General features: G+C 43.8%; 18 protein-coding genes. 11 read left to right on the top strand and 7 right to left on the bottom strand.

The features are described from left to right. Window positions 1-13 precede the first annotated feature (13 nt). From IE130_RS09690 to IE130_RS09670, 5 genes are all read left to right on the top strand, one after another. Window positions 14-943, top strand: a complete 930-nt coding sequence (locus IE130_RS09690; RefSeq protein WP_189585152.1) for a LysR family transcriptional regulator — start codon at window positions 14-16, stop codon at window positions 941-943. 227 nt (window positions 944-1,170) lie between these two features. Then, window positions 1,171-2,367: an amino acid aminotransferase gene (locus IE130_RS09685; protein ID WP_189585149.1), complete on the top strand. Its 1,197-nt coding sequence runs from the start codon at window positions 1,171-1,173 to the stop codon at window positions 2,365-2,367. A 248-nt stretch (window positions 2,368-2,615) separates the two neighbouring features. Beyond that, window positions 2,616-3,914 carry a fumarylacetoacetase gene (fahA, locus tag IE130_RS09680; RefSeq protein ID WP_189585146.1) on the top strand — a complete coding sequence of 433 codons (1,299 nt, stop codon included), beginning with the start codon at window positions 2,616-2,618 and terminating at the stop codon, window positions 3,912-3,914. Window positions 3,915-4,038: 124 nt separating this feature from the next. Then, complete coding sequence (locus IE130_RS09675) at window positions 4,039-4,614, top strand: VOC family protein (protein ID WP_189585143.1); 576 nt, start codon at window positions 4,039-4,041, stop codon at window positions 4,612-4,614. A gap of 35 nt (window positions 4,615-4,649) precedes the next feature. Next, window positions 4,650-5,702 (top strand): TRAP transporter substrate-binding protein, encoded by a 1,053-nt coding sequence (locus tag IE130_RS09670; RefSeq protein ID WP_189585140.1) that lies wholly within the window; start codon window positions 4,650-4,652, stop codon window positions 5,700-5,702. 62 nt (window positions 5,703-5,764) lie between these two features. On the opposite strand, the gene IE130_RS09665 is transcribed toward IE130_RS09670, so the two are convergent. After that, complete coding sequence (locus IE130_RS09665; protein ID WP_189585137.1) at window positions 5,765-6,619, bottom strand: IclR family transcriptional regulator; 855 nt, start codon at window positions 6,617-6,619, stop codon at window positions 5,765-5,767. 130 nt (window positions 6,620-6,749) lie between these two features. Here IE130_RS09665 and maiA point away from each other — a divergent pair, with 130 nt between their 5' ends. From maiA to IE130_RS09640, 5 genes are all read left to right on the top strand, one after another. Continuing rightward, window positions 6,750-7,397: a maleylacetoacetate isomerase gene (gene maiA, locus IE130_RS09660; RefSeq protein WP_201574482.1), complete on the top strand. Its 648-nt coding sequence runs from the start codon at window positions 6,750-6,752 to the stop codon at window positions 7,395-7,397. 502 nt (window positions 7,398-7,899) lie between these two features. Then, a complete protein-coding gene (locus IE130_RS09655) occupies window positions 7,900-9,405 on the top strand; it encodes a DUF4331 domain-containing protein (RefSeq protein ID WP_189585131.1) in 1,506 nt (501 codons plus the stop codon). Between the two features lie 27 nt (window positions 9,406-9,432). Continuing rightward, a complete protein-coding gene (locus tag IE130_RS09650) occupies window positions 9,433-9,714 on the top strand; it encodes a hypothetical protein (RefSeq protein WP_189585127.1) in 282 nt (93 codons plus the stop codon). A 76-nt stretch (window positions 9,715-9,790) separates the two neighbouring features. Next, complete coding sequence (locus IE130_RS09645; RefSeq protein WP_189585124.1) at window positions 9,791-11,035, top strand: tetratricopeptide repeat protein; 1,245 nt, start codon at window positions 9,791-9,793, stop codon at window positions 11,033-11,035. Then, window positions 11,032-12,177: a HupE/UreJ family protein gene (locus IE130_RS09640; protein WP_189585121.1), complete on the top strand. Its 1,146-nt coding sequence runs from the start codon at window positions 11,032-11,034 to the stop codon at window positions 12,175-12,177. Before IE130_RS09645 ends, IE130_RS09640 begins: the two co-directional genes overlap by 4 nt. 171 nt (window positions 12,178-12,348) lie before the next feature. Here the strand turns inward: IE130_RS09640 and IE130_RS09635 are convergent, their stop codons facing one another. From IE130_RS09635 to IE130_RS09615, 5 genes are all read right to left on the bottom strand, one after another. Beyond that, on the bottom strand, window positions 12,349-12,750 hold the full coding sequence (locus tag IE130_RS09635) for an ExbD/TolR family protein (RefSeq protein ID WP_189585118.1): 402 nt from the start codon (window positions 12,748-12,750) through the stop codon (window positions 12,349-12,351). A gap of 38 nt (window positions 12,751-12,788) precedes the next feature. Continuing rightward, entirely contained in the window at window positions 12,789-13,379 is a 591-nt protein-coding gene (locus tag IE130_RS09630; protein WP_189585115.1) for a MotA/TolQ/ExbB proton channel family protein, read from the bottom strand. 279 nt (window positions 13,380-13,658) lie between these two features. Then, window positions 13,659-14,723: an energy transducer TonB gene (locus tag IE130_RS09625; protein ID WP_189585112.1), complete on the bottom strand. Its 1,065-nt coding sequence runs from the start codon at window positions 14,721-14,723 to the stop codon at window positions 13,659-13,661. Window positions 14,724-14,892: 169 nt separating this feature from the next. After that, window positions 14,893-16,494, bottom strand: a complete 1,602-nt coding sequence (locus tag IE130_RS09620) for a sensor histidine kinase (RefSeq protein WP_189585109.1) — start codon at window positions 16,492-16,494, stop codon at window positions 14,893-14,895. Window positions 16,495-16,508: 14 nt separating this feature from the next. Next, on the bottom strand, window positions 16,509-17,207 hold the full coding sequence (locus tag IE130_RS09615; protein ID WP_189585106.1) for a response regulator transcription factor: 699 nt from the start codon (window positions 17,205-17,207) through the stop codon (window positions 16,509-16,511). A gap of 267 nt (window positions 17,208-17,474) precedes the next feature. Between IE130_RS09615 and IE130_RS09610 the strand changes: the two genes are divergently transcribed. Beyond that, on the top strand, window positions 17,475-18,011 hold the full coding sequence (locus IE130_RS09610; RefSeq protein ID WP_189585104.1) for a Spy/CpxP family protein refolding chaperone: 537 nt from the start codon (window positions 17,475-17,477) through the stop codon (window positions 18,009-18,011). Between the two features lie 149 nt (window positions 18,012-18,160). On the opposite strand, the gene IE130_RS09605 is transcribed toward IE130_RS09610, so the two are convergent. Further along, the gene (locus IE130_RS09605) at window positions 18,161-19,798 is read right to left on the bottom strand and encodes a hypothetical protein (RefSeq protein WP_189585101.1); all 1,638 of its coding nucleotides are present in this window, start codon (window positions 19,796-19,798) and stop codon (window positions 18,161-18,163) included. Window positions 19,799-19,840: the final 42 nt, after the last annotated feature.

Below are 19,840 nucleotides of genomic sequence, written 5' to 3'. Positions count from 1 at the left end.
ATCAGGTTTACTTATGAATATCAGCATTCGCCAACTCACCGCTTTTATCCAAGTCGCTGACAACGGTAGCTTTACTCGTGCCAGCGATCAAATGCATTTGACCCAATCTGCCGTTAGTGGATTGATTAAAGAATTAGAATCTGGCCTCGGTATTGTGTTATTCGACCGTACTACCCGTCAGCTGTCTTTGTCGGTAGTTGGACGGCATTTGTTGCCGCAAGCACGGCGTATTTTGAATGAAATGCAGCTTTTCGAAAATGAGGCGAGTAGTTTGACTAGCTTGGCGCAAGGTCAAGTACGGCTAGCCGTTTCGCAGTTCGCAGCCTCATCCATGCCAGCAGTTATCGCTCAGTTTTCCAAACAGCACCCTGAGATTGGCGTGTCATTATTGGACTGTTCAGCAGAAAACTTACTTAGACATATTCAAGACATCGAAGTCGATTTGGGTGTCGGTACTGAGCTTGGTTTTATGGAGACTGATGACGATGTCAACGCTGATTTGTTATATCAGCTGCCATTTTGTGTGGTGATGCCTGACAGCCATGCGTTAGCGCGAAAACGTGAGATAACGTGGCAAGATTTATTAGACATTCCGCTCATCACACTGCAAGGTCCTTTCATTGAACAAGTGACAGCAGAACTGGACGATCAGATCGCCAGCCATATCCAGCAGGCACGATATAAGGTCAATTTTATGTCTACCGCCCTTGAGATGACCCGTCAAGGATTTGGCATTACGCTTTGCCTGCCCTACATGCCTGAGGTTATCGATTGGGTCAGTGCCAACGGCTTGCAAATGCGACCTTTGTCTCAGCCTGTTAAGATGCGACAGTTCTTTATTTATCAACGCTCCTCACGCGCGCTATCCCCTGCCACTATTGCTTTCAAGAAATTCTTACAAACGTATTTTAACGATCACTTTGATGGTTTGCACAATACTTAGTTTGCACGGTACTTAATTTACATAGTACGTAAGCCAAGTTTATTCAATCCTTGACGGAAACCATAAATATAGTTAAAAAATAAATAGGGCATGTTGGTGTTTTTTAAGCGTTTTATAGATTATTTGGCTTGTCGTCAGTCAATGTGACTAAATCTTACGTTGAGTTAATTATCCATTTGATTTATGCTTTTTGGCTTCGCGACTCATATTTTTTGTAAGGATACAGAATGTTTAGAAGTGTAGAATATTATGCTGGTGACCCTATCCTAGGGCTTATGGACAAGTTTTCTGCTGATCCCAATCCCAATAAAGTCAATTTGGGCATCGGTATCTACTACGATGAAGAAGGGGTACTGCCCGTACTGGACTGTGTAAAAACAGCCGAAGAGCGCATTGCTGACCCTATCTCTGCGCGTCCCTATTTGCCAATGGCAGGTTTGCCTGGTCATCGTAGCGCTTGCCAAAACTTACTGTTTGGTAAAAATGCTCAAGTGTTAACTGATGGTCGTGTGGCTACGATAGCGACCCTCGGTGGCTCAGGTGCATTAAAAGTTGGGGCTGAGTTTATCCATCAGTGGTTCCCGCAGTCGAAGTACTATGTCAGCGACCCGACATGGAGCAACCATATCGCCATTTTTGAAGGCTGCGATGTAGAAGTTGGCACTTATCCTTACTACGATAAAGCCAGCAGTAGCATCAAATTCGATGAGATGATCGGTTTTTTTGAAACTTTAAATAAACAAGATATCGTGTTGTTGCACCCTTGCTGCCATAATCCAACCGGTATGGATTTGACCAAAGCGCAATGGGATAAAGTCTTAGAGGTGATAAAACAGCGTGAGTTGATTCCCTTTATGGACATTGCCTACCAAGGGTTTGGCGAGGATATGGACAGTGATGCTTATGCTATCCGTAAAGCGGTTGATATGGATCTCATATTATTCGTGAGCAATTCCTACTCGAAAAACTTGTCTCTGTATGGAGAGCGTGTCGGCGGTTTGTCCGTTGTTTGCCCTACCGTAGAGGAAACCGAACGCGTCTTTGGTCAGTTAAATTTCATCGTTCGCCGTATTTATACCAGTCCCCCATCGCATGGCGGACGTGTGGTCGATATCGTCATGAATGATGACGCACTATACCAGCAGTGGGTTAGTGAGGTTTATGGCATGCGCGACCGTATAAAAGCCATGCGCTTAAAGCTCAAGTCGGTATTAGAGTCTAAACTTCCTGAGCGTAGTTTTGATTATATTACTCGTCAAAACGGTATGTTTAGCTTTACCGGATTGACAGTTGAGCAAATCGAGCAATTACAAACCGAATTTGGTATCTACATGGTATCTAACTCACGTATGTGTGTGGCAGGCTTAAATGTCAACAACATTGATTACGTGGCCAATGCCATGGTAAAGGTTTTAAAAGACTGATTAAATCACACAACTAAAAATGTGGTTTGATAAAAAGGCTGAGCACTTGCTCAGCCTTTTTTTGTGTTCCATTTTGGTGTAATTAGTAAAAATAATAATAGCAATCATGCTAAGCCTATTAGTTTTATAGCTGATATATCGCCAAGCCATTGCACAAAAAACTTGCAATCCACATATCAATAAATTACATTATACGTAAGTAGTTAATTATAACGTAATCATAAATTTATATTAGCAAGGAGCAAATCATGTCAATGATTGACGCAAGCCTCACCTCATTTATCGATATTACCCACGATTCTGACTTTTCAATCCACAATCTCCCCTACGGTATTTTTAGCGATACCAAAGACGCTGCTAATAACAAGCGCCGCGCTGGTGTTGCCATCGGTGAACATGTACTGGATTTGTCCGTACTGGAGACAGAAGGGTTATTGAGCTTAGATGGTGGACCATACTTTGATCAATCTACGCTAAATGCTTTTATTGATTCTGGTCGAGACAATTGGACGCAGGCACGTACCACCATTCAGACGCTGTTGTCTAGCAACAATGACACCTTACGTGACAATGCAGACTTGCAAAAAAAGGCGCTGTTTAAACAAGCAGATGTCACCATGCATTTACCTGTTCGAGTGCCCGGCTTTACCGATTTTTATTCTTCTAAAGAACACGCGACCAACGTCGGTACCATGTTCCGTGATCCAAACAACGCCCTACTACCTAACTGGACTGAAATGCCTGTTGGTTATAACGGACGCGCCAGCACCGTCATCGTCAGTGGGACTGATATCGTACGTCCATCAGGCCAGCTAAAGCCCAACCCTGATGACCGTCCTATTTTTTCTGCCTGTAAGCGCTTGGATTTTGAGTTAGAGACTGCATTTGTCGTTGGCAAAGGCAATCATATCGGTCAACCAATCGCTGTAGATGAAGCCTCTGATCATATCTTCGGTATGGTACTGCTCAATGACTGGTCAGCCCGTGACATACAAAAGTGGGAATACGTACCTTTAGGCCCATTCAATGCCAAAACCTTTGCTTCTGAGGTTTCCTCTTGGATTGTCACGATGGATGCATTGGCACCGTTTAAAACGGCTTGCCCAACACAAGAACCTAAGCCACTTGCTTATTTAAATGAAAAAGCGAGCGATAACAGCTTTGACATCAATCTTTCGGTTGAGTTACTACCTGAAAATGCGGAGACAGCTACTGTCATTTGTGAGACCAATTTTAAATATATGTACTGGTCAATGGCACAGCAATTGACACACCACACTATCACTGGCTGCAAAGTCGAAGTCGGCGACATGATGGGCTCAGGTACGATTTCAGGGCCAACGCCAGACTCTTATGGCTCGATGCTAGAGATTGCTTGGAATGCGACTAAACCTGTCACGCTTGATGGTGGCGAGACGCGCAGCTTCATCGAAGATGGCGACACCGTCATTATGAAAGGCTATAGCGAAAAAGACGGCATTCGTGTTGGATTTGGTGAAGTACGCGGCAAAGTACTACCCGCGCTTAGCTTTGATTTTGATAAATAATAACTGCATATAAAAAAGGCGTAAAAGTAGATTCAAACTGTCAGACAACAATGATGTACCGTCTATAAGTACTGACAGTTTGTCTATTAATATGAAATTTACGCCCTATCAAAAGGAGTTTGATATGAGCTTTCAAATTGAGAAAATCCATCATGTGGCTTATCGCTGCAAAGATGCCAAAGAAACCGTCGAATGGTATCAAAAGCATTTGAATATGGATTTTATTTTGGCATTCGCAGAAGATCACGTGCCTTCAACCAAAGCCTTTGATCCATATATGCATGTCTTCTTAAATGCTGGCAGTGGCAATGTTTTGGCCTTCTTTGAAGTACCCAACCAACCTGAAATGGGCTTTGATCCAAATACCCCGAATTGGGTGCAACACTTGGCGCTAAAGGTCAAAGACCGTAATGAGCTATTGATTGCCAAAGAGCATTTGGAACAAGGCGGCATTGATGTCATTGGCGTAACCAATCACGGTATATTCCATTCTATTTACTTCTTTGATCCTAATGGTCATCGTCTAGAGCTGACCTATGATGACCCAACCTCAGAAGACAAGGTTTCTATGATTACAGACGCCATCAAGCAAGACATGCTAGATGAGTGGTCTCGTACCAAACGCGCGCCAGCACATACGCAGTTTTTGCATAGTGAAGAGCTGGCCGAAGCACGCGAAATAGCGCCTGTCGGTGAATAGCAAACCATATCTAACCATCATGAAAGGATTCGATGATGAAAGTAAAAACTCCTTTAGGAATACTCTTGGCTGCCTCGCTTGCGATGACTGGCTGCTCCAATAACGATCAAGCGGGCAACGCATCTACGGATGCAGGTGAAGTGACAACGTTGCGATTCTCGCATTTTATGACTGCCACTGACAACATAAACACCGAAGCATTAGAGCCATGGGCGAAGAAAATTGAAGCCGATTCAAACGGCCGCTTAAAGGTTGAGATATACCCTTCTGCGACGCTCAGCAAACCAGGTGCTACCTATGACGCTACGGCGAAAGGCAGTGTGGATATTGGTATGCAAGCGCAAGGATATACAGCAGGACGATTCCCTTTGACTCAAATCGTAGAGTTGCCAGGTATCACAAATACTGCACAGCAGCAGAGCTGTATACTTCATAAACTATATGACGAGGGTGTGATTAAAGACGAATACGAAGACACTCACTTGTTAGCGCTGATAGGGACTGGACAAGGCGCGCTTCATACCGTTGATAAACCGATTCGCACGCCAGCAGACATGAAAGGCCTACGTATTCGCCAACCTTCTGCGGTTGCGAGCCATATTATCGAAGCTACTGGTGCTGCACCTGTCGGCATGCCTGCCAGTGATACTTATACCTCGCTTCAGCGCGGTGTCATTGACGGGCTCAGCTTTACTTGGCAGCCCATTCAAGCGTTTCGCCTTGATGAGTTGATCAATACGCACACCAACATTCCTTTTTATAATTCTACCTTTGTTATCAGTATGAATAAAGAGAAATATAACAGCTTGCCTGATGACCTCAAAAAAGTGATTGATGACAATTCTGGCGCAGAGCTGGCAGCACATATCTCTAAAGTATTTGACGTAAGTAATGCCAAAGCGATGGCCGCTGCCAAAGAAAAAGGCGATATCATGATTGATATCCCTGATCCACTCAATGACCCAGATTGGAGAGGCCCATTAATAGAAGGCTCTCAACATTACCTTGATGAAGTGAATGCCACTGGTCTAGACGCTGACAACGTATACGAAAAAGCAAAAGCGGCCAGTAGTGCCTGTATGGTTTAGAGGATGTTCGAAAATAAATCTTTTGATGCGATAGTCAGCTAGCTTATAGAATCACATACTGGCTACGCTATTTGATAACGCTGTGCTATCGCCAGTATTTGCTCAACCACGTTATGTTGCTCACTCATCGGTAATTGCTCTGTGGTGCCAATAATAGTAATGGCATACTCTAACGGTAAACCTTCACTAGCAACTTTGTCACTACTCGTAGATGGTTTAGCAGCACTACTGGCAAGCTGCGGTAAGATAACAGGAATCGTAATGGCATTAATGCCCATGAGCATATCGCCCGTCACTGTTGCATAGCCTTGAGTACGAATTTTGGCTTGCAAGTGACTGAAATTCTGCCATTTTTCTGTAATTATTGCTTCATTGTCTGTCTGCCATTCAGCTGTGACCAATGGCTGAATGACGGCATCAGGTTGATAACTGGCAAATAACTGCCCTGTCGCCGATGTCGTCAGTGGCATACGTGAACCGATGCGAGTAATGATACTGATTGGACTGTCTGGCTCAACCGACTGAATGATAATAGGGCCTTCACTAAACCATTTGGCGATTTGTACCCCGCAATTTAAGGCGTCTTTAATCTCATTAGCAACCTGCGTGAGACGCGCCAAAAGATTGTTTTGGTTGACTCCAGTATGTCCTAATGATGCCAATGCATTGACTCTATCGCCAAGACCATAGCGACCATCATCGAGCTTACGAGCATAGTCTTTACGAATGAGGCTGACTAAATAGCGATGACACTTCGCCGGATGCATTTGCATGGCTTCAGCGATATCCTTTAGCATCATAGGCTCATTGCGATCGATCAGCACATCTAGAATCGATAGCCCAATCTCAAGCGACTGGACGCCACTTTGGTTTTTACTGGTGACAGAACTATCTAAAAGGGTTTTGGCTGCTGGCATGATTTGCTCAATGAATAATTTACTTAGTTAAATGTCAATTTAAAGCTGGAATGAAGATTTAACATCATCACGCTTGTTTTAAGGCGTGTTGAACATTCACAACATATCATAATAAAAGGAATTAATAATGATGACACTTTATGGCTACTTTCGCAGTAGCACTTCTTACCGTACTCGTATCGCTATGAACCTAAAAGGTTTAGATTACGACGATATCGCAATCAATTTGGCACAAGATGAGCAGTTAGAGACTGCCTTTAAAGCGATTAACCCGCAAGGATTGGTGCCAGTCCTACAAGTTAATGACTTACTATTATACCAAAGTCCAGCTATCTTGGAATGGTTAGAAGACGTCTACCCTGAGCAGCCATTATTGCCTAAAGATGCTGCTGGACGTATGCATGTGCGCGCGTTGAGCGCCATGATTGGTTGCGACATTCATCCGCTTAACAATCGCCGTATCTTACAATATTTACGTAATGAGTTATCAGTAGATGAGGAAAATGTGATTGCATGGTGCAATCGCTGGATCAGTGAAGGATTTGCCGCTTTAGAGACACGTTTGGCGGCGGATAAAAATCGCGGACAATTCTGCTATGGTGACAGTCCTACTTTTGCAGATTGTTATTTGATTCCTCAAGTTTCTTCCGCTCGCCGTTTTAAAGTAGACCTCAGCGCTTATCCCAACGTCGTCGCTATTGATGCCCACTGCCGCACGCTAAAAGCCTTTGCAGATGCTGACCCTATGATGCAACCCGATGCCCCTAAGCCTCAATAAATCACGAACCCGTTATTGAAAGGATAAGCACGTTGCAAAATAGGTTCTATAGTCGATTCAATGTAAAAAGAACACAGCTTAAAAAGAACATAGCATTGCTGGGATTGATTTTCGAAGCCTCTGTCTGCGCAGGCACAGTAAGCAAGAAAAATTGATATCAGCAGTGCGTGATGTATCGATATTACTTTTTACTGATTACTCCTCTTATTTTAATACACCCTCTTGATTTTGAACTGATTATAGGCGATAGTTACTGACTTTAGTACAACTGCTTTGATATTGTTTTCAAAGCAGTTTTTTGTAAAAAACCGACGACTGGTATGATAAAACCGATAAAAGTTCTAATAATTTGAGCTAATTCAGTGTATAGTTTAAATGAACTTGGTAAGGACACTATTTAATTTAATTAATCAAACTTTAGAATTTAATTGAATTCATCAAAGTTCATATGCTATAAAATTTTCACAGCCTCTATCACTTAAGTTTTTCTACAAGGATCCGTATGAAACACACCACAAAGGCTCTAATAGCCGCCATGACTCTATGCGTTAGCGCAAGCGCCGTCGCCTCTAGTCACCGTGAAGCCCCTTCAATTACCAAAACCCCTAAAGTCGATGCCACTGACTTTTATATGTTCAATAGTTATGAAAATAATCGAGCCGATTACGTCACGATTATTGCTAACTATCTACCGCTACAAGACGCTTACGGTGGACCTAATTACTTCGCATTAGACGACGATGCCTTGTATGAAATCCATATCGATAACAACGGCGATGCGGTCGAAGATATTACCTTCCAGTTCGACTTTACCCAAAACTTAAACAGTATCGAAATCGACTCAGATGGCAACCCATCGACAGAAAAGGTCGCCATTCCTTTGTCCAACGCTGGTGATGCTTCGGTTGCTGCTAACGTACAAACCAGTGAGAGCTATGACGTCACTATGGTCAAAGGCGATCGCCGTAGTGGCTCACGCACTGATTTGGGCAATTTCAAAAAACCATTTGACTATATCGGTACCAAATCGTTTGCTGACTACCCTACCTATGCACGCAGCTTTATTAAGCCGTTAAACTTGGGTAGCTGTGGTACTGGTAAAGTATTCGTTGGTCAACGTGCTGAGAGCTTTGCAATTGACTTGGGTAGAGTGTTTGATTTAATCAACCTAAACCCATTAGGTGCACGTAATGGTGGTACTAACATTCTGGCAGATAAAAACATTACCTCTATCGCCATGGAAGTCCCTAAAGCTTGCTTAGTCAACGCGACTGGTAACGATCCTGTCATCGGTGCTTGGACAACGGCTAGCGTGCGTCAAGCAACCTTGGTAAATGGCAATCCTGCTTCAGGCATCAGTACAACAGCCAAAAAAGGCGGTGCATGGACTCAGGTGTCACGACTAGGTATGCCATTGGTCAATGAAGTGGTTATTGGACTTAAAGATAAAGATAAATTCAATGCGTCAGAGCCAAAAGACGATTTAGCGAAATTTGCTCCCTACGTCCAGTACCCCACGCTTCCAGCATTGATTGAAACTTTGTATGGAGATGCGGGTGCAGTAGCGCCAACGAACTTCCCTCGTCAAGATTTAATCACTGCCTTTTTAACGGGTGTTCCTACGATCAACAAACCTGCTAATCCAAAACAAGTGCCGGCAGATATGTTACGACTTAACACTAGCACGCCTGCTGTTGCAGCTGCCAATCAAAACGATTTGGGTGTGATTAGTATTATTCCAGGTCAGAACGATGGTCGCCCAAGTGCTAATGCTAAAGATGTGGCAGGTTTTCCAAACGGTAGACGTCCTGGTGATGATGTCACTGACATTGCGTTGAGAGTGTCTATGGGTGCTTTATGTCATGCTGGATTGCCTGCAGACGTCACTTGTGTGCCTGAGGATGCTAAAGCCGGTAAAGGTCTATTCACTGATGGTGCGCTAAAACCTGCGACCGAATTTGACTCAGTATTCCCTTATCTAACCACCCCAACCCCAGGTAGCCGATAAGCTGAATCTAACCCAAGGAGAAATACTATGCGCTATATAATGTTAGCCGTATTGATCACTGGATCAGCTGCACTTTCTGGTTGTTTCAATGATAATGACAACAATGACTTTGACTCGTCAAATCAGGTTGATAATGCTGTTGCGGCAGACCAAGCGAAAGCGAAGTTAGCCGTTGATAATACCTCTGCTGTGATTGATGCTAGTAATAATGTCGACACTGATGAGCCTCAAGATATTGATCGGGTGATGCTGCCTGAAGCCAATTTGGCAGAACCTGTCGCAGTATCAGGCGCCAATGCCTCGCTGTAGTTTGACCTGAAGTTATCCAAGCACCTAATCAGTTTACTGATTGGGTGTTTCTTTATGTTTTGAGCCGAGATATTTTATGCATTGGATTAAATTCCCTATCGGATTATTACTGTTATTACCTCTCAGCAGCCAACTGCTTCACGCTGCCCCCTTTATACCAAAAGACGATCAACAAATTCTAGCGACCCTGCCTACAGATTCCCCAGCGCCGCGCTATCTAAACGCTGCTGACTTTCGAACTGACACACACACAAATAACCCAGCACAAACCAGTCAATTGTTAGAGCGTGCCTATCTACAAGGCGATCCTCGAGCATTGGGTCAGGCACGCGCGCAGTTAGATCAGAGCACAGACCAGAGTATAGATACGCTAATGCTACGAGCACGAGCATTGCAGTCAGATCATAAATTTGCTCAAGCAAAAGCGTTATTAACGCAGATATTAGAACAAGAAGAGACTCATCCAGATGCTTTATTGACTCTTTCTTCGTTACTGGTCGTCCAAGGTCAGTTTAAAGACGCTTTGAGCTACTGCAACAAACTTGATGATCCTGAATTGCGTGTTTATGAGTTGGCTTGTCAGGCTCAGATACAGAGCATGACTGGGCAGCTTGAACAGGCAAAACAAACACTCAGTGGGCTGGCGGCGATCGCACCTGGGTTAGATGCATCAACTGCTCGCTGGATATACTTGATGCAAGCAGATGCCGCATTACGTAGCCAAGATACTTCACTTACCAATCAGATTTTTAGTGTGATGGACGATCAAACCGTACCGGCGCTGATGGCTCGCGCTGACTGGCTATTGAGTATCGGCGAGTATGAAAAGGTGCGCGATATGCTCCAAGCGCATACGGATAAAGACGCCTTGCTACTACGCCTTATCACTGCTCAAATGGAATTAGGCGACCCTCAAGCACAGAAAAACTTAGCATTGATGAAAGAACGCATTGAGGTGTGGCAGATACGTAAAGAAAATGCTCATATGCGCGAACAAGCGACTTATGCTTTGCTAGCCAATCAAGTGGACTCAGCACTAAAATTGGCTCAAGATAATTGGCAACAGCAGCGTGAAACGGCTGATATCGTGCTCTATGCGAGCGCAGCTATCAAAGCTGGCAGCCAAGCAGACATTAAGCTAATACGCCAATTTATGACAGACACGCAATTCGAATATCCTGCACTAGAGCAAGCGCTACGCTCAGGTAAAATCAGTGATTGTCTAAATTGCCAAGTTGCCACTATGCAAACGTCCAACACTCAAGCCAAAAGCACGCAAACCGTAAACACGCAAGGTATGAATAAGGAGAAGCTTTTATGAATGCGCTTCGCAGACTTATTGGAAGTCATACTTATCGTTACCTGACGCTGCTGTTACTGGCGCTGACGTGTTCAGTGGCACAAGCGCATGAGTCTAGTACCGCCTACTTAAACCTCAATCTAAGCGACTCTGAGAGTACGGCAGAGAGTAAATATGATGCAGAATATGAGCTTTCACTGCGCGACTTAGCGTTGCTGATTGATATAGACCCAAACAAAGACAGTCAAGTCAGTTGGGCAGAAGTAAAGTTACAGACATCGCTGATAGAGCAACTGATTCAATCCAAAATAAAACTAGAAAGTAGCGCACAAGCGTGTCAAATTACAAAATTTGCGCCATTAGCCATTAATACACGTGGCGGGTTTAATTATTTATATAGCAATTTTGCCTTAAGCTGTACTCAGCCCATCGATAATCTTGACTACCAGATATTGGCAGGTATTGATGCCAACCACCGATTGATTCTGACTCAGGCTAATGATGACACCGCCCTACAAGTGCTGGCAGTAGGCCAAAGCCCATTAGGGTCGCAGGCAAATACTGGCTGGATGTCTACCGCGACTAATTTTCTCAAAAGCGGTATACACCACTTGCTGATTGGTTGGGATCATCTGTTATTCTTATTTGTACTGCTCATTCCTGCGGTGTACGTGCGCAAACAGAAACAATTGATTGCTGTCACTAAACCAAAAGCGGCGCTGCTTGAAGTGTTTTGGATTGCGACTTCGTTCACACTCGCTCACTCCATTACACTCAGCTTAGCGGCACTGCAAATCGTTAGCATACCGCCACGCTTTATCGAATCTTTGATTGCACTGTCTATTGCCTTTGCCGCGCTCAATAATGTCGTGCCATTACTACGGGTACGAGCGGTCTATCTGGCCTTTGTTTTTGGACTGATTCACGGTTTTGGTTTTGCCAATGTATTGGTAGATTTGCCACTTGCTACCAGTGCACGTGTATTAGCGTTGTTGAGTTTCAACGTAGGCATTGAGATGGGACAGTTAGTATTTATCGCTTTGGTATTTCCCATAGCGCTACTATTACGTCACACACAATTTTATAAATGGATTATATTTTATATCGGTTCGCTGATTAGTATTTTAGTGGCACTGTGGTGGTTTTTTGAACGGGCATTTTAGATGATTGCCGTTTTCTTCCTTTTAAGCTGATTCAAAAAATAAACCCTAGGGCGTGTCATCATTTAGATTGTGAAGTTTGAAATGGCTAAATGTATTAATGTGCTGATTGATGATACGCCCTAGCATCTTCTTGATGGTAGGGCGTATTTTTTACGGTGATATTCCAAAAGCTTACTCATTGACGAAAGCAACTTTAGTAAGACCTGCATTGCTCGCAGCAGCCAAAACTTGCGCTACCATATCGTAGCGAGTGTCTTTGTCTGCGCGCAGATGAATACTAGGATCTAGCCCATCACTTGCTGCTTGCGCAAACCGTGTCTGTAGTTGCGGCAATGACAGCGACTCTTCATCCCAAAACAGCTCATTGTCTTGATTGATACTGATTTGTAATATGTCATCAGGCAAATCATTAATCGTAGCACTGGTCTTGGGCAGATCCAATGGCACAGTTGGGTTCATCACTGTCGCCGTCACTAAAAAGATAATCATCAGCACCAGCATGATATCGATGAGCGGTATCAGGTTCATCTCGCTCAAACCTTGAGTGTCATCATCTCCTAGATGAAACGCCATGCGTGTCTCCTTTTTTATAGCCAATAAATTGCAAGGATCTAAACATTTGTATTCGTTTTATCTGTCGTCACCGCTGGACGCATCGATGCACCTAAGAGACCGTGAGCAATATCATTGGCTAAGAATAACGTTCGACGATTCATACGCGCAATAATGTTATAAAAAATCACAGCAGGAATCGCAACGGCAAGACCAAGCCCCGTCATGATGAGCGCCTCACCTACTGGACCTGCCACTTGCGCAAGCCCTGCCTGCCCGCTCATACCGATACTGCGTAGCGCATGAAATATACCCCATACCGTGCCAAATAATCCAATAAAGGGCGCAATAGCGGCAGTCGTACCTAGTAGCGGCAATCCTTGCTCACTCCGATGTCGATAGCGACCAATCAGTTGCAATAAAGTCTGCTCGGTCATCAATCTGCGCTCCTCTGCACTGGCTTGCAAACTAGGCGGTACTTGTTTTTGTAATTGCTGCGCTAAATCAGCCGCGACAGTTTTGGCCAGTTGGCGACTATAATACAGCCGCAAAATCCCTGTGACCCAAGAGGCAACCGATAACGCAAAAAGTGCAAAAAATAAAGCCTTGGTAATAATATCTGTGTATTGCCAATAATCCATAAGATCCATACATCTTCCTTAACGTAACTATCTTGACGTGACTTGACGTGACTATCTTAATGTAATTATCTTGACGTAATTATAGTAGATTCACTTTAAAAAATACCATGCTGCTGGGATGAGTTTTTCTAAGGCTCTGAAGTGCCAAGCACACAGCAAGCAAGGAAATTTATACCAGCTGGATGTTACGCTTGCCGTTTTTTTATATTGATCTGATGATAGACCGTATTGTTCATTTAAAAACAGCTGCTATCATTATCATCGGTGAAAGACCTTACAAATTCTATGTTAATTATTAAATGTCGGTCTCTCATATACCAATGACATCGGCACAATCGCATCAACTGTCTTGCCATCTTTTTGCAGTGGATTGAGTTGCCCTGTCCTGACTTGCGTGGTTGCCATTGCATCGATTATTGGACTGCCTGAGGGTTCAAGCAGTTGCACCTCAGTAATATAGCCTTCTTTATTGACATGCAACTCTAGCATGACGATAAATACATCACCGAGCTCAGTATCAATGCTACGCCATATTAGCAATGGTAAGCTAGTCGTCGGTTCGTGCTTATCGAGCCAGCTGCCATAATCTGCCAAAAACGTGGCAGTCTCGTCACTTTTATTAACCTTATCATTTTTATCAGCCTTCTCATCTATAGCGGCCTGATCAGTGACTTGCTTTTCGGCTTGGGCAGCGGCTAACTTCAGCATGTTGGCAATTGCTTCGTTGGCTGCTTGTATGCGCCATTGCTCTTGTTCGGCGAGCTTTCGGTTGATTTGTTTTCCTAGTTCACGTTTCTGTCTGGCTTGATCACGGTTGAACTGCGCTGTCACAGCTCGAATCATCGCCGATAGATCTTGCTCTGTGTCGTCTGATACATTCGCTATTTTTCTTGATTCTACTGTCGTCAATGGTGACGCTGATGAGGGGGTTTCGAGAGAATTTTCAGGATTGCTTTCTAAATTGGGTGATTTTTTAGCCACGTCAGTGTTTGCTGTTGAAGGTATTGGCGCTTCTTTTGTTTCAGCTTTTAATGTTGCAGCTGATGACGTCTGAGCAGATGCTACCACTTTTTCTAATGGTTTGATTGGTTGAGTCTCAGAGACGGGTTGTTTTTCTGAGACAGGTTTGGATTGATGTTCTGTACTTGGCCTATTGGTAGGAGGTGACGCTAATGTGATTAGCTCTAGTTGAATGGTCTCTGGTTTATTTTTTATTTCGGGAGGTTTCGGGGTATCGATAGACATCATTGCCCATACCGTGGCACCGTGCAAGGCAACCACAAAAATGGTGACCCAAGCATTGAGAGGACGAGTGAATGGATTTGGTAGTATCATGATGATTAGAATACTCATTAAAAACAAACCTGTATATCGATTTATTCAATAAATAACCAAAGCATATCAAACATTCAGTCAAGGCACGGCAAACCACTATGCTTTAATGAATTGACAACGAGTTATCTTCATAAAGGCAATTTGACGTAACGCTTATTTATGTCAGCTCCTTGTGTTTAAAGGGTATTTATTTAATAGGCAAAATTATCTGTACCACCAGCCCTTGTAAGCCATCTTGGCGATTGTAGACATGAATCTGACCCTTATGCGCCATCACAACCGCATGGACAATTGCCAATCCCAAACCATAGCCACCTGTTTCACGATGACGAGCCGAATCCAGCCGTACAAAGGGCTGAAAAATACGCTCTACATCTTTATCCGCGACGCCGCCGCCCTCGTCCATTATGCTGATTTGAATCGCGGGTTTCTTATCCTCCATCTCCACTTCTTTAATATCAGCAATCACTATTGAATCAGAGGCAGTATGCATAAAAGCATTACGAATGACATTTTCAAGCGCGCTATGTAGCTGCTCTTGGTTACCAAGCACAGTCCAAGGAGTGGCTGAGTAAGCCGTTGATAAAGAATCTATCACGCGTGTATGACTCGGCTGCCATTGCCAGCGCACGTTTTTATGCTGAAACTCAAAGCAAACGTCTTGACCAATTTCACTGATAATATCAGAGAGATCAACCGCTTCGTTTTCTATATTATCGATCGTATATTGCTGCATTTGTAGAGACTGAATATGAATGATTTGCTCAATCAACTCATTCATCCGCGCCGACTCTTTATCGATACGGTCGAGGTAACGACTGGCATTCGGTGCAAAGTCGCGAGTCAACTCAGTCGCAACGTCAAGACGCGCCAATGGCGATCGTAGCTCGTGCGAGATATCACTGAGCATCTGCTTGCGTGCCAGCTCACTCTCAGCCAGCCGCGTTGAGAGTTTGGCCACATCTTTAGCCAGCAAACCCAATTCATCATCGCCCATTTTTGATAGATTTGGATGGGCTTGATAGTCGCCGTCAATCATACGATGTACGGTGTTTTGCACACGGCGAATACGCTGGGTCAATGTACGACTCAGCCAAACACAAACCAAGACGCTAAAGATAATAATCAACAGTAAACGTATGGGAAAATTGCCACGTTGCAGCGCTACGACGTCTGAAAAGCGCAGATGCGGACGCAATTGTATGATCACAGCCTGCTCATCTGGTAAGACGACCGTCATGTCCGCCAGTTCAGGACGACTATCAGGATCAGCCATCTTCGCGCGATTCGGGGTCATCGGTGACAGGATATGATTTAAAAGTGACGGTTCATTATTTGATACTCTATCATCGTGATTACCAGACATTTTATTATCAGGTTTTTTATTATCCGCATTAGGCATTGACTGTATTGGTAGCATTGATGAATACCCCATGACCTGTCGATCGCTATTCATAGGTTTTTGCCTACGCCCATCTCTATCACGATAACGTGGAAATATAATGGCACCTTGCTCATCATAGACTCTGATCTGATTCATAAGCCGCCGATCTTGACGGTACATCTCCCTGACAGTGGTTAAATCACCCACTTGTAACGCCTCAATCATTTCTTGGCGCTTAATCAATAAACTATCAATTTGCACATCCATACGAGCGGTTAGCGCTTTTTCGACCAGCCAACGCTCCACCATAATGGATAAAATAGAGGTTATCAGAATCGTCACTAATAAGCTTAAAAACAGACGCCAAAACAGGGTCATACGTATCTTAAATGTTGGAGGCTTCATCGATAAGTCCGTCATTACAACACCAGCTGATAACCTTTACCACGAACTGCCTTGATCGGCTCTTCGTGAAAAGGTTGGAGTTTTTTGCGCAGTCGCGAGACATGCACATCAAGGCTGCGATCGAACGGCTGTAATTCACGTTGTAAGACATGCTCTGACAGCCATGCTTTGCTTACCACCTCGCCTTTTTGTTTCAGTAGCGCAACCAACAAATCAAATTCTGTGCCAGTAACTTGTAGCTCTATGCCATCTATCTGACAAAGCCGCTGGTTTTGATCCAAATGCAAACGACTCTCTGGTAACGGCGTATGCTCTGATGCCGCCGCATTGGTGCGCTTGATGACGGCATTGATACGTGCCAGCAGTTCTCTAGGATTGCAGGGTTTGGTAATATAATCATCAGCACCAAGCTCCAGACCAATAATACGATCAATTTCCTCCCCTTTTGCCGTCAGCATAATGACAGGGATATCACTGATATTGGGCAATTGACGCAAGACACTCAATCCATCGATTTTTGGCATCATAATATCTAGCACCAGCAAGTCATAAGCAGCAGCGCCATTGAGCACATTATTGCTCGCGGTTTTGAGTTTTTGTATGACAGCCTCGCCATCGTGAACGCAGTCGCATGTCACCCCATGATTGTGCAAGTATTCTTGTAATAACTGGGTCAATTCTTCGTCATCATCGCCTAGTAGTATGTGTGGCACATCTTTCTCCTTGAGCGTTGGATCGCTTTATTAGCCATATTATCAGTCAATTGCTTATCGATTCGCTATAAACGTTACCTTTCTTAATACTTCATAAATGTTCGTAACCTTTAACTGTCGTAATATAGCGTCTATCAGCGACAAATACTGATAACAAGCTGTGATGGATAGTGGCTATCCGGGACACTTAACATTCATAAGCTGATCAGATAAAAACTGACTTTTTCGCAACCAATAATGTATGCACCATAAATTAAGGTAATGATGATGAAAAAATTATTAATGGGCTCAGTATTAGCAATGTCTAGTATTTTCACCGTAACGGCTTGTACCAGTGTTAATGCAACTACTGATACCACAACAATGACCAGCAAAATGCAGCATAAAGATGGCATGAAAAAAGGTAGTATGAAAAAAGACGGTATGAGAGGTCCAATGTCGCAACTAGATCTAACAGCAACGCAACAAGCGCAAATCAAAGCCATCATGCAAGCACAACACGGTGACCGTAAAGCTGACCGCACAAAAAACAAAGCAGAACGGGCGCAGATGCATCAACAAATGCAAGCATTGACCAATGCTAACACTCTAAATACAGCAGCAGTCAACCGCTTAGCTGATCAGCAAGCGGCTAAAACCAAGCAACGCTTCATTGAGCGCGTACAGACTCAACACGCTATCTCTCAGGTATTGACTGCTGAGCAACGCGCCAAACTTGCTACATTGAAGGCTGAAAAAATGGCGAAAGGTCATAAAGGCTCAGAGCACGGTAAAATGCATGGCAAACCACATCAAGGCATGTAATTCGTCATTAATAGGCTATTTTGCATTCATGCTGAATGTCCTATAAGACTGATTATGAACACATAAAAAAGCGCATCGTATAAACGGTGCGCTTTTTAGTTTTCAATTTCAATAACGACTAACTAAACTTACCTACGATTAATCCATTTTTATTCAATCGTCCCGAACTTCTCTTTAGCCATTGGCATGACATTAAACATCATCTTTCCTATCGCAGTACCATTGCCATCACGATAATACTGCATCAACTCGCTACCATACTCGCGCATATCAATACTATTACTGGCATTGGGCACTTGTACATCGCTTCGTAAATTCGGAAATGCCATGTCTGTAGCGCTTATAGCAGAATACTGCTGCAAAACATCTATGACCATGTTTTTATTGGAAGCAGTCTCGCTCGGAAGCTCACTACGCAGATGCTGCCATTTGAGCTGACCACGCTTATCAAATCCATACAACTGCTGCGTCTCTGCTTTCACTAGCATTGCACTTTCTGCCGTCTTTTCCTTTGCCTCTGCCATTGTTTCCTCTACTGTCTCACTGCCACTATCCATGCCACTCTTTATCATTGCTAGCATCTGCTGCATTAACGCTTTACTGGTAAATTTATCAGCATCTGCGGTGCCTACCTCGTAAGCCGCGCTTTCTTTGATTAGCTCTGGATATCGCTGGCTAATCCGCTCGTAAACGATGCGCATATAATCTTGATAAAACTGCTCATAACTCTCAGTATTTTGTACACGGCGAATAACTTGGTTACTTGCCAGCATTGCTGGTAGCTGATGCGCGGGTAACTTGGGAGAGAGCGAAGCTAGCGTATTAGGGGTGACATAATCAAACTGGCTAATAGGTGCGGCATCAACTGTGGCATCTAACGCTGCAAAGTGACTTTTTATCAACTCACTGCCAAAGCCTTTGGGTAAGGTGCCATCATCAATGGCTAACTTTAGCCATTTATTGCGCCATTTTGTACCGAGCTTATCGTCTAACATTTCTGAATTAAACATCGCAAAATTATCTGCCCACAGATAAATATTACCGTTTTTCAAATCTAAATAAATAGGCTGATTAACGCTGCTTTGATGATTGCGCGCGTGATACTGAACGCTCGCCAACATCGTCGCCTTGCCAGCCATTGGTTGATAGACGCCTTGTGCATTGAGAGACAATGGCTTTAGCACATAAGCATCTAGCAGCTTTGCCTTTTTGACATCTTGCGCTGTCGTTCGGTCATCATAATTGTCAAATAACTGTTGGTAAGACACTGGCACAGTGATCTCACTATCATAATTGCTATCTACCCATGCCTCATAGGCATCTGTACACTCAAGGTAGCGGTCTTTCAGCGTCGTTCGCTCAGCGTCATAATCTGCCACCAAAATATCTTTATTTTGCGCTGCTGCTTGAGTAAGTAAGGCGGTATATGCTTGATCGTGTGTGTCTTCGCAGTATTCATCGATATAGCCTGAGGCGACTGGCGCTTTGGCATTTATTTCAGTATTTATATTATTAAACTGCTGCTCATTACTAATCTCCAGATTGCTATGGTAACTAAAAGACTGGCGGCGCTTTTTTTGTAACGCCGTTGCCAATGCTGTCTTGGCTGCCACTGGCGTTTGCTTGGCAGTCATCGCGTTAGATTGGTCAAGACTGGTAGATTGGCAACCCGTTAACAATAGCGCCCCTGTGACCAATGCACCAACAAATAAATGATTGCCATTAAAAACTGACGCAGCGCTCGCTGACGGAAGATGATTTGCAATGATTTGATGTACTGTTCTCATTTTTTATCCTTAATAAATATTGGCTTGAACATGACAAGATAG

Source organism: Psychrobacter glaciei (assembly GCF_014652895.1).
In the GTDB taxonomy this organism is placed as follows: Bacteria; Pseudomonadota; Gammaproteobacteria; order Pseudomonadales; family Moraxellaceae; genus Psychrobacter; species Psychrobacter glaciei.
The sequence above is the reverse complement of the archived record's forward strand: the minus strand, read 5'-3'. Positions and strand labels throughout refer to the sequence as shown.

What these genes read in the sequence shown, in the direction of transcription:
- IE130_RS09690 (WP_189585152.1), top strand. Translation starts at nt 14, where the DNA reads ATGAATATCAGCATTCGCCAACTCACCGCTTTTATCCAAGTCGCTGAC.
- IE130_RS09685 (WP_189585149.1), top strand. Translation starts at nt 1,171, where the DNA reads ATGTTTAGAAGTGTAGAATATTATGCTGGTGACCCTATCCTAGGGCTT.
- fahA (WP_189585146.1), top strand. Translation starts at nt 2,616, where the DNA reads ATGTCAATGATTGACGCAAGCCTCACCTCATTTATCGATATTACCCAC.
- IE130_RS09675 (WP_189585143.1), top strand. Translation starts at nt 4,039, where the DNA reads ATGAGCTTTCAAATTGAGAAAATCCATCATGTGGCTTATCGCTGCAAA.
- IE130_RS09670 (WP_189585140.1), top strand. Translation starts at nt 4,650, where the DNA reads ATGAAAGTAAAAACTCCTTTAGGAATACTCTTGGCTGCCTCGCTTGCG.
- IE130_RS09665 (WP_189585137.1), bottom strand. Translation starts at nt 6,619, where the DNA reads ATGCCAGCAGCCAAAACCCTTTTAGATAGTTCTGTCACCAGTAAAAAC.
- maiA (WP_201574482.1), top strand. Translation starts at nt 6,750, where the DNA reads ATGACACTTTATGGCTACTTTCGCAGTAGCACTTCTTACCGTACTCGT.
- IE130_RS09655 (WP_189585131.1), top strand. Translation starts at nt 7,900, where the DNA reads ATGAAACACACCACAAAGGCTCTAATAGCCGCCATGACTCTATGCGTT.
- IE130_RS09650 (WP_189585127.1), top strand. Translation starts at nt 9,433, where the DNA reads ATGCGCTATATAATGTTAGCCGTATTGATCACTGGATCAGCTGCACTT.
- IE130_RS09645 (WP_189585124.1), top strand. Translation starts at nt 9,791, where the DNA reads ATGCATTGGATTAAATTCCCTATCGGATTATTACTGTTATTACCTCTC.
- IE130_RS09640 (WP_189585121.1), top strand. Translation starts at nt 11,032, where the DNA reads ATGAATGCGCTTCGCAGACTTATTGGAAGTCATACTTATCGTTACCTG.
- IE130_RS09635 (WP_189585118.1), bottom strand. Translation starts at nt 12,750, where the DNA reads ATGGCGTTTCATCTAGGAGATGATGACACTCAAGGTTTGAGCGAGATG.
- IE130_RS09630 (WP_189585115.1), bottom strand. Translation starts at nt 13,379, where the DNA reads ATGGATCTTATGGATTATTGGCAATACACAGATATTATTACCAAGGCT.
- IE130_RS09625 (WP_189585112.1), bottom strand. Translation starts at nt 14,723, where the DNA reads ATGAGTATTCTAATCATCATGATACTACCAAATCCATTCACTCGTCCT.
- IE130_RS09620 (WP_189585109.1), bottom strand. Translation starts at nt 16,494, where the DNA reads ATGAAGCCTCCAACATTTAAGATACGTATGACCCTGTTTTGGCGTCTG.
- IE130_RS09610 (WP_189585104.1), top strand. Translation starts at nt 17,475, where the DNA reads ATGAAAAAATTATTAATGGGCTCAGTATTAGCAATGTCTAGTATTTTC.
- IE130_RS09605 (WP_189585101.1), bottom strand. Translation starts at nt 19,798, where the DNA reads ATGAGAACAGTACATCAAATCATTGCAAATCATCTTCCGTCAGCGAGC.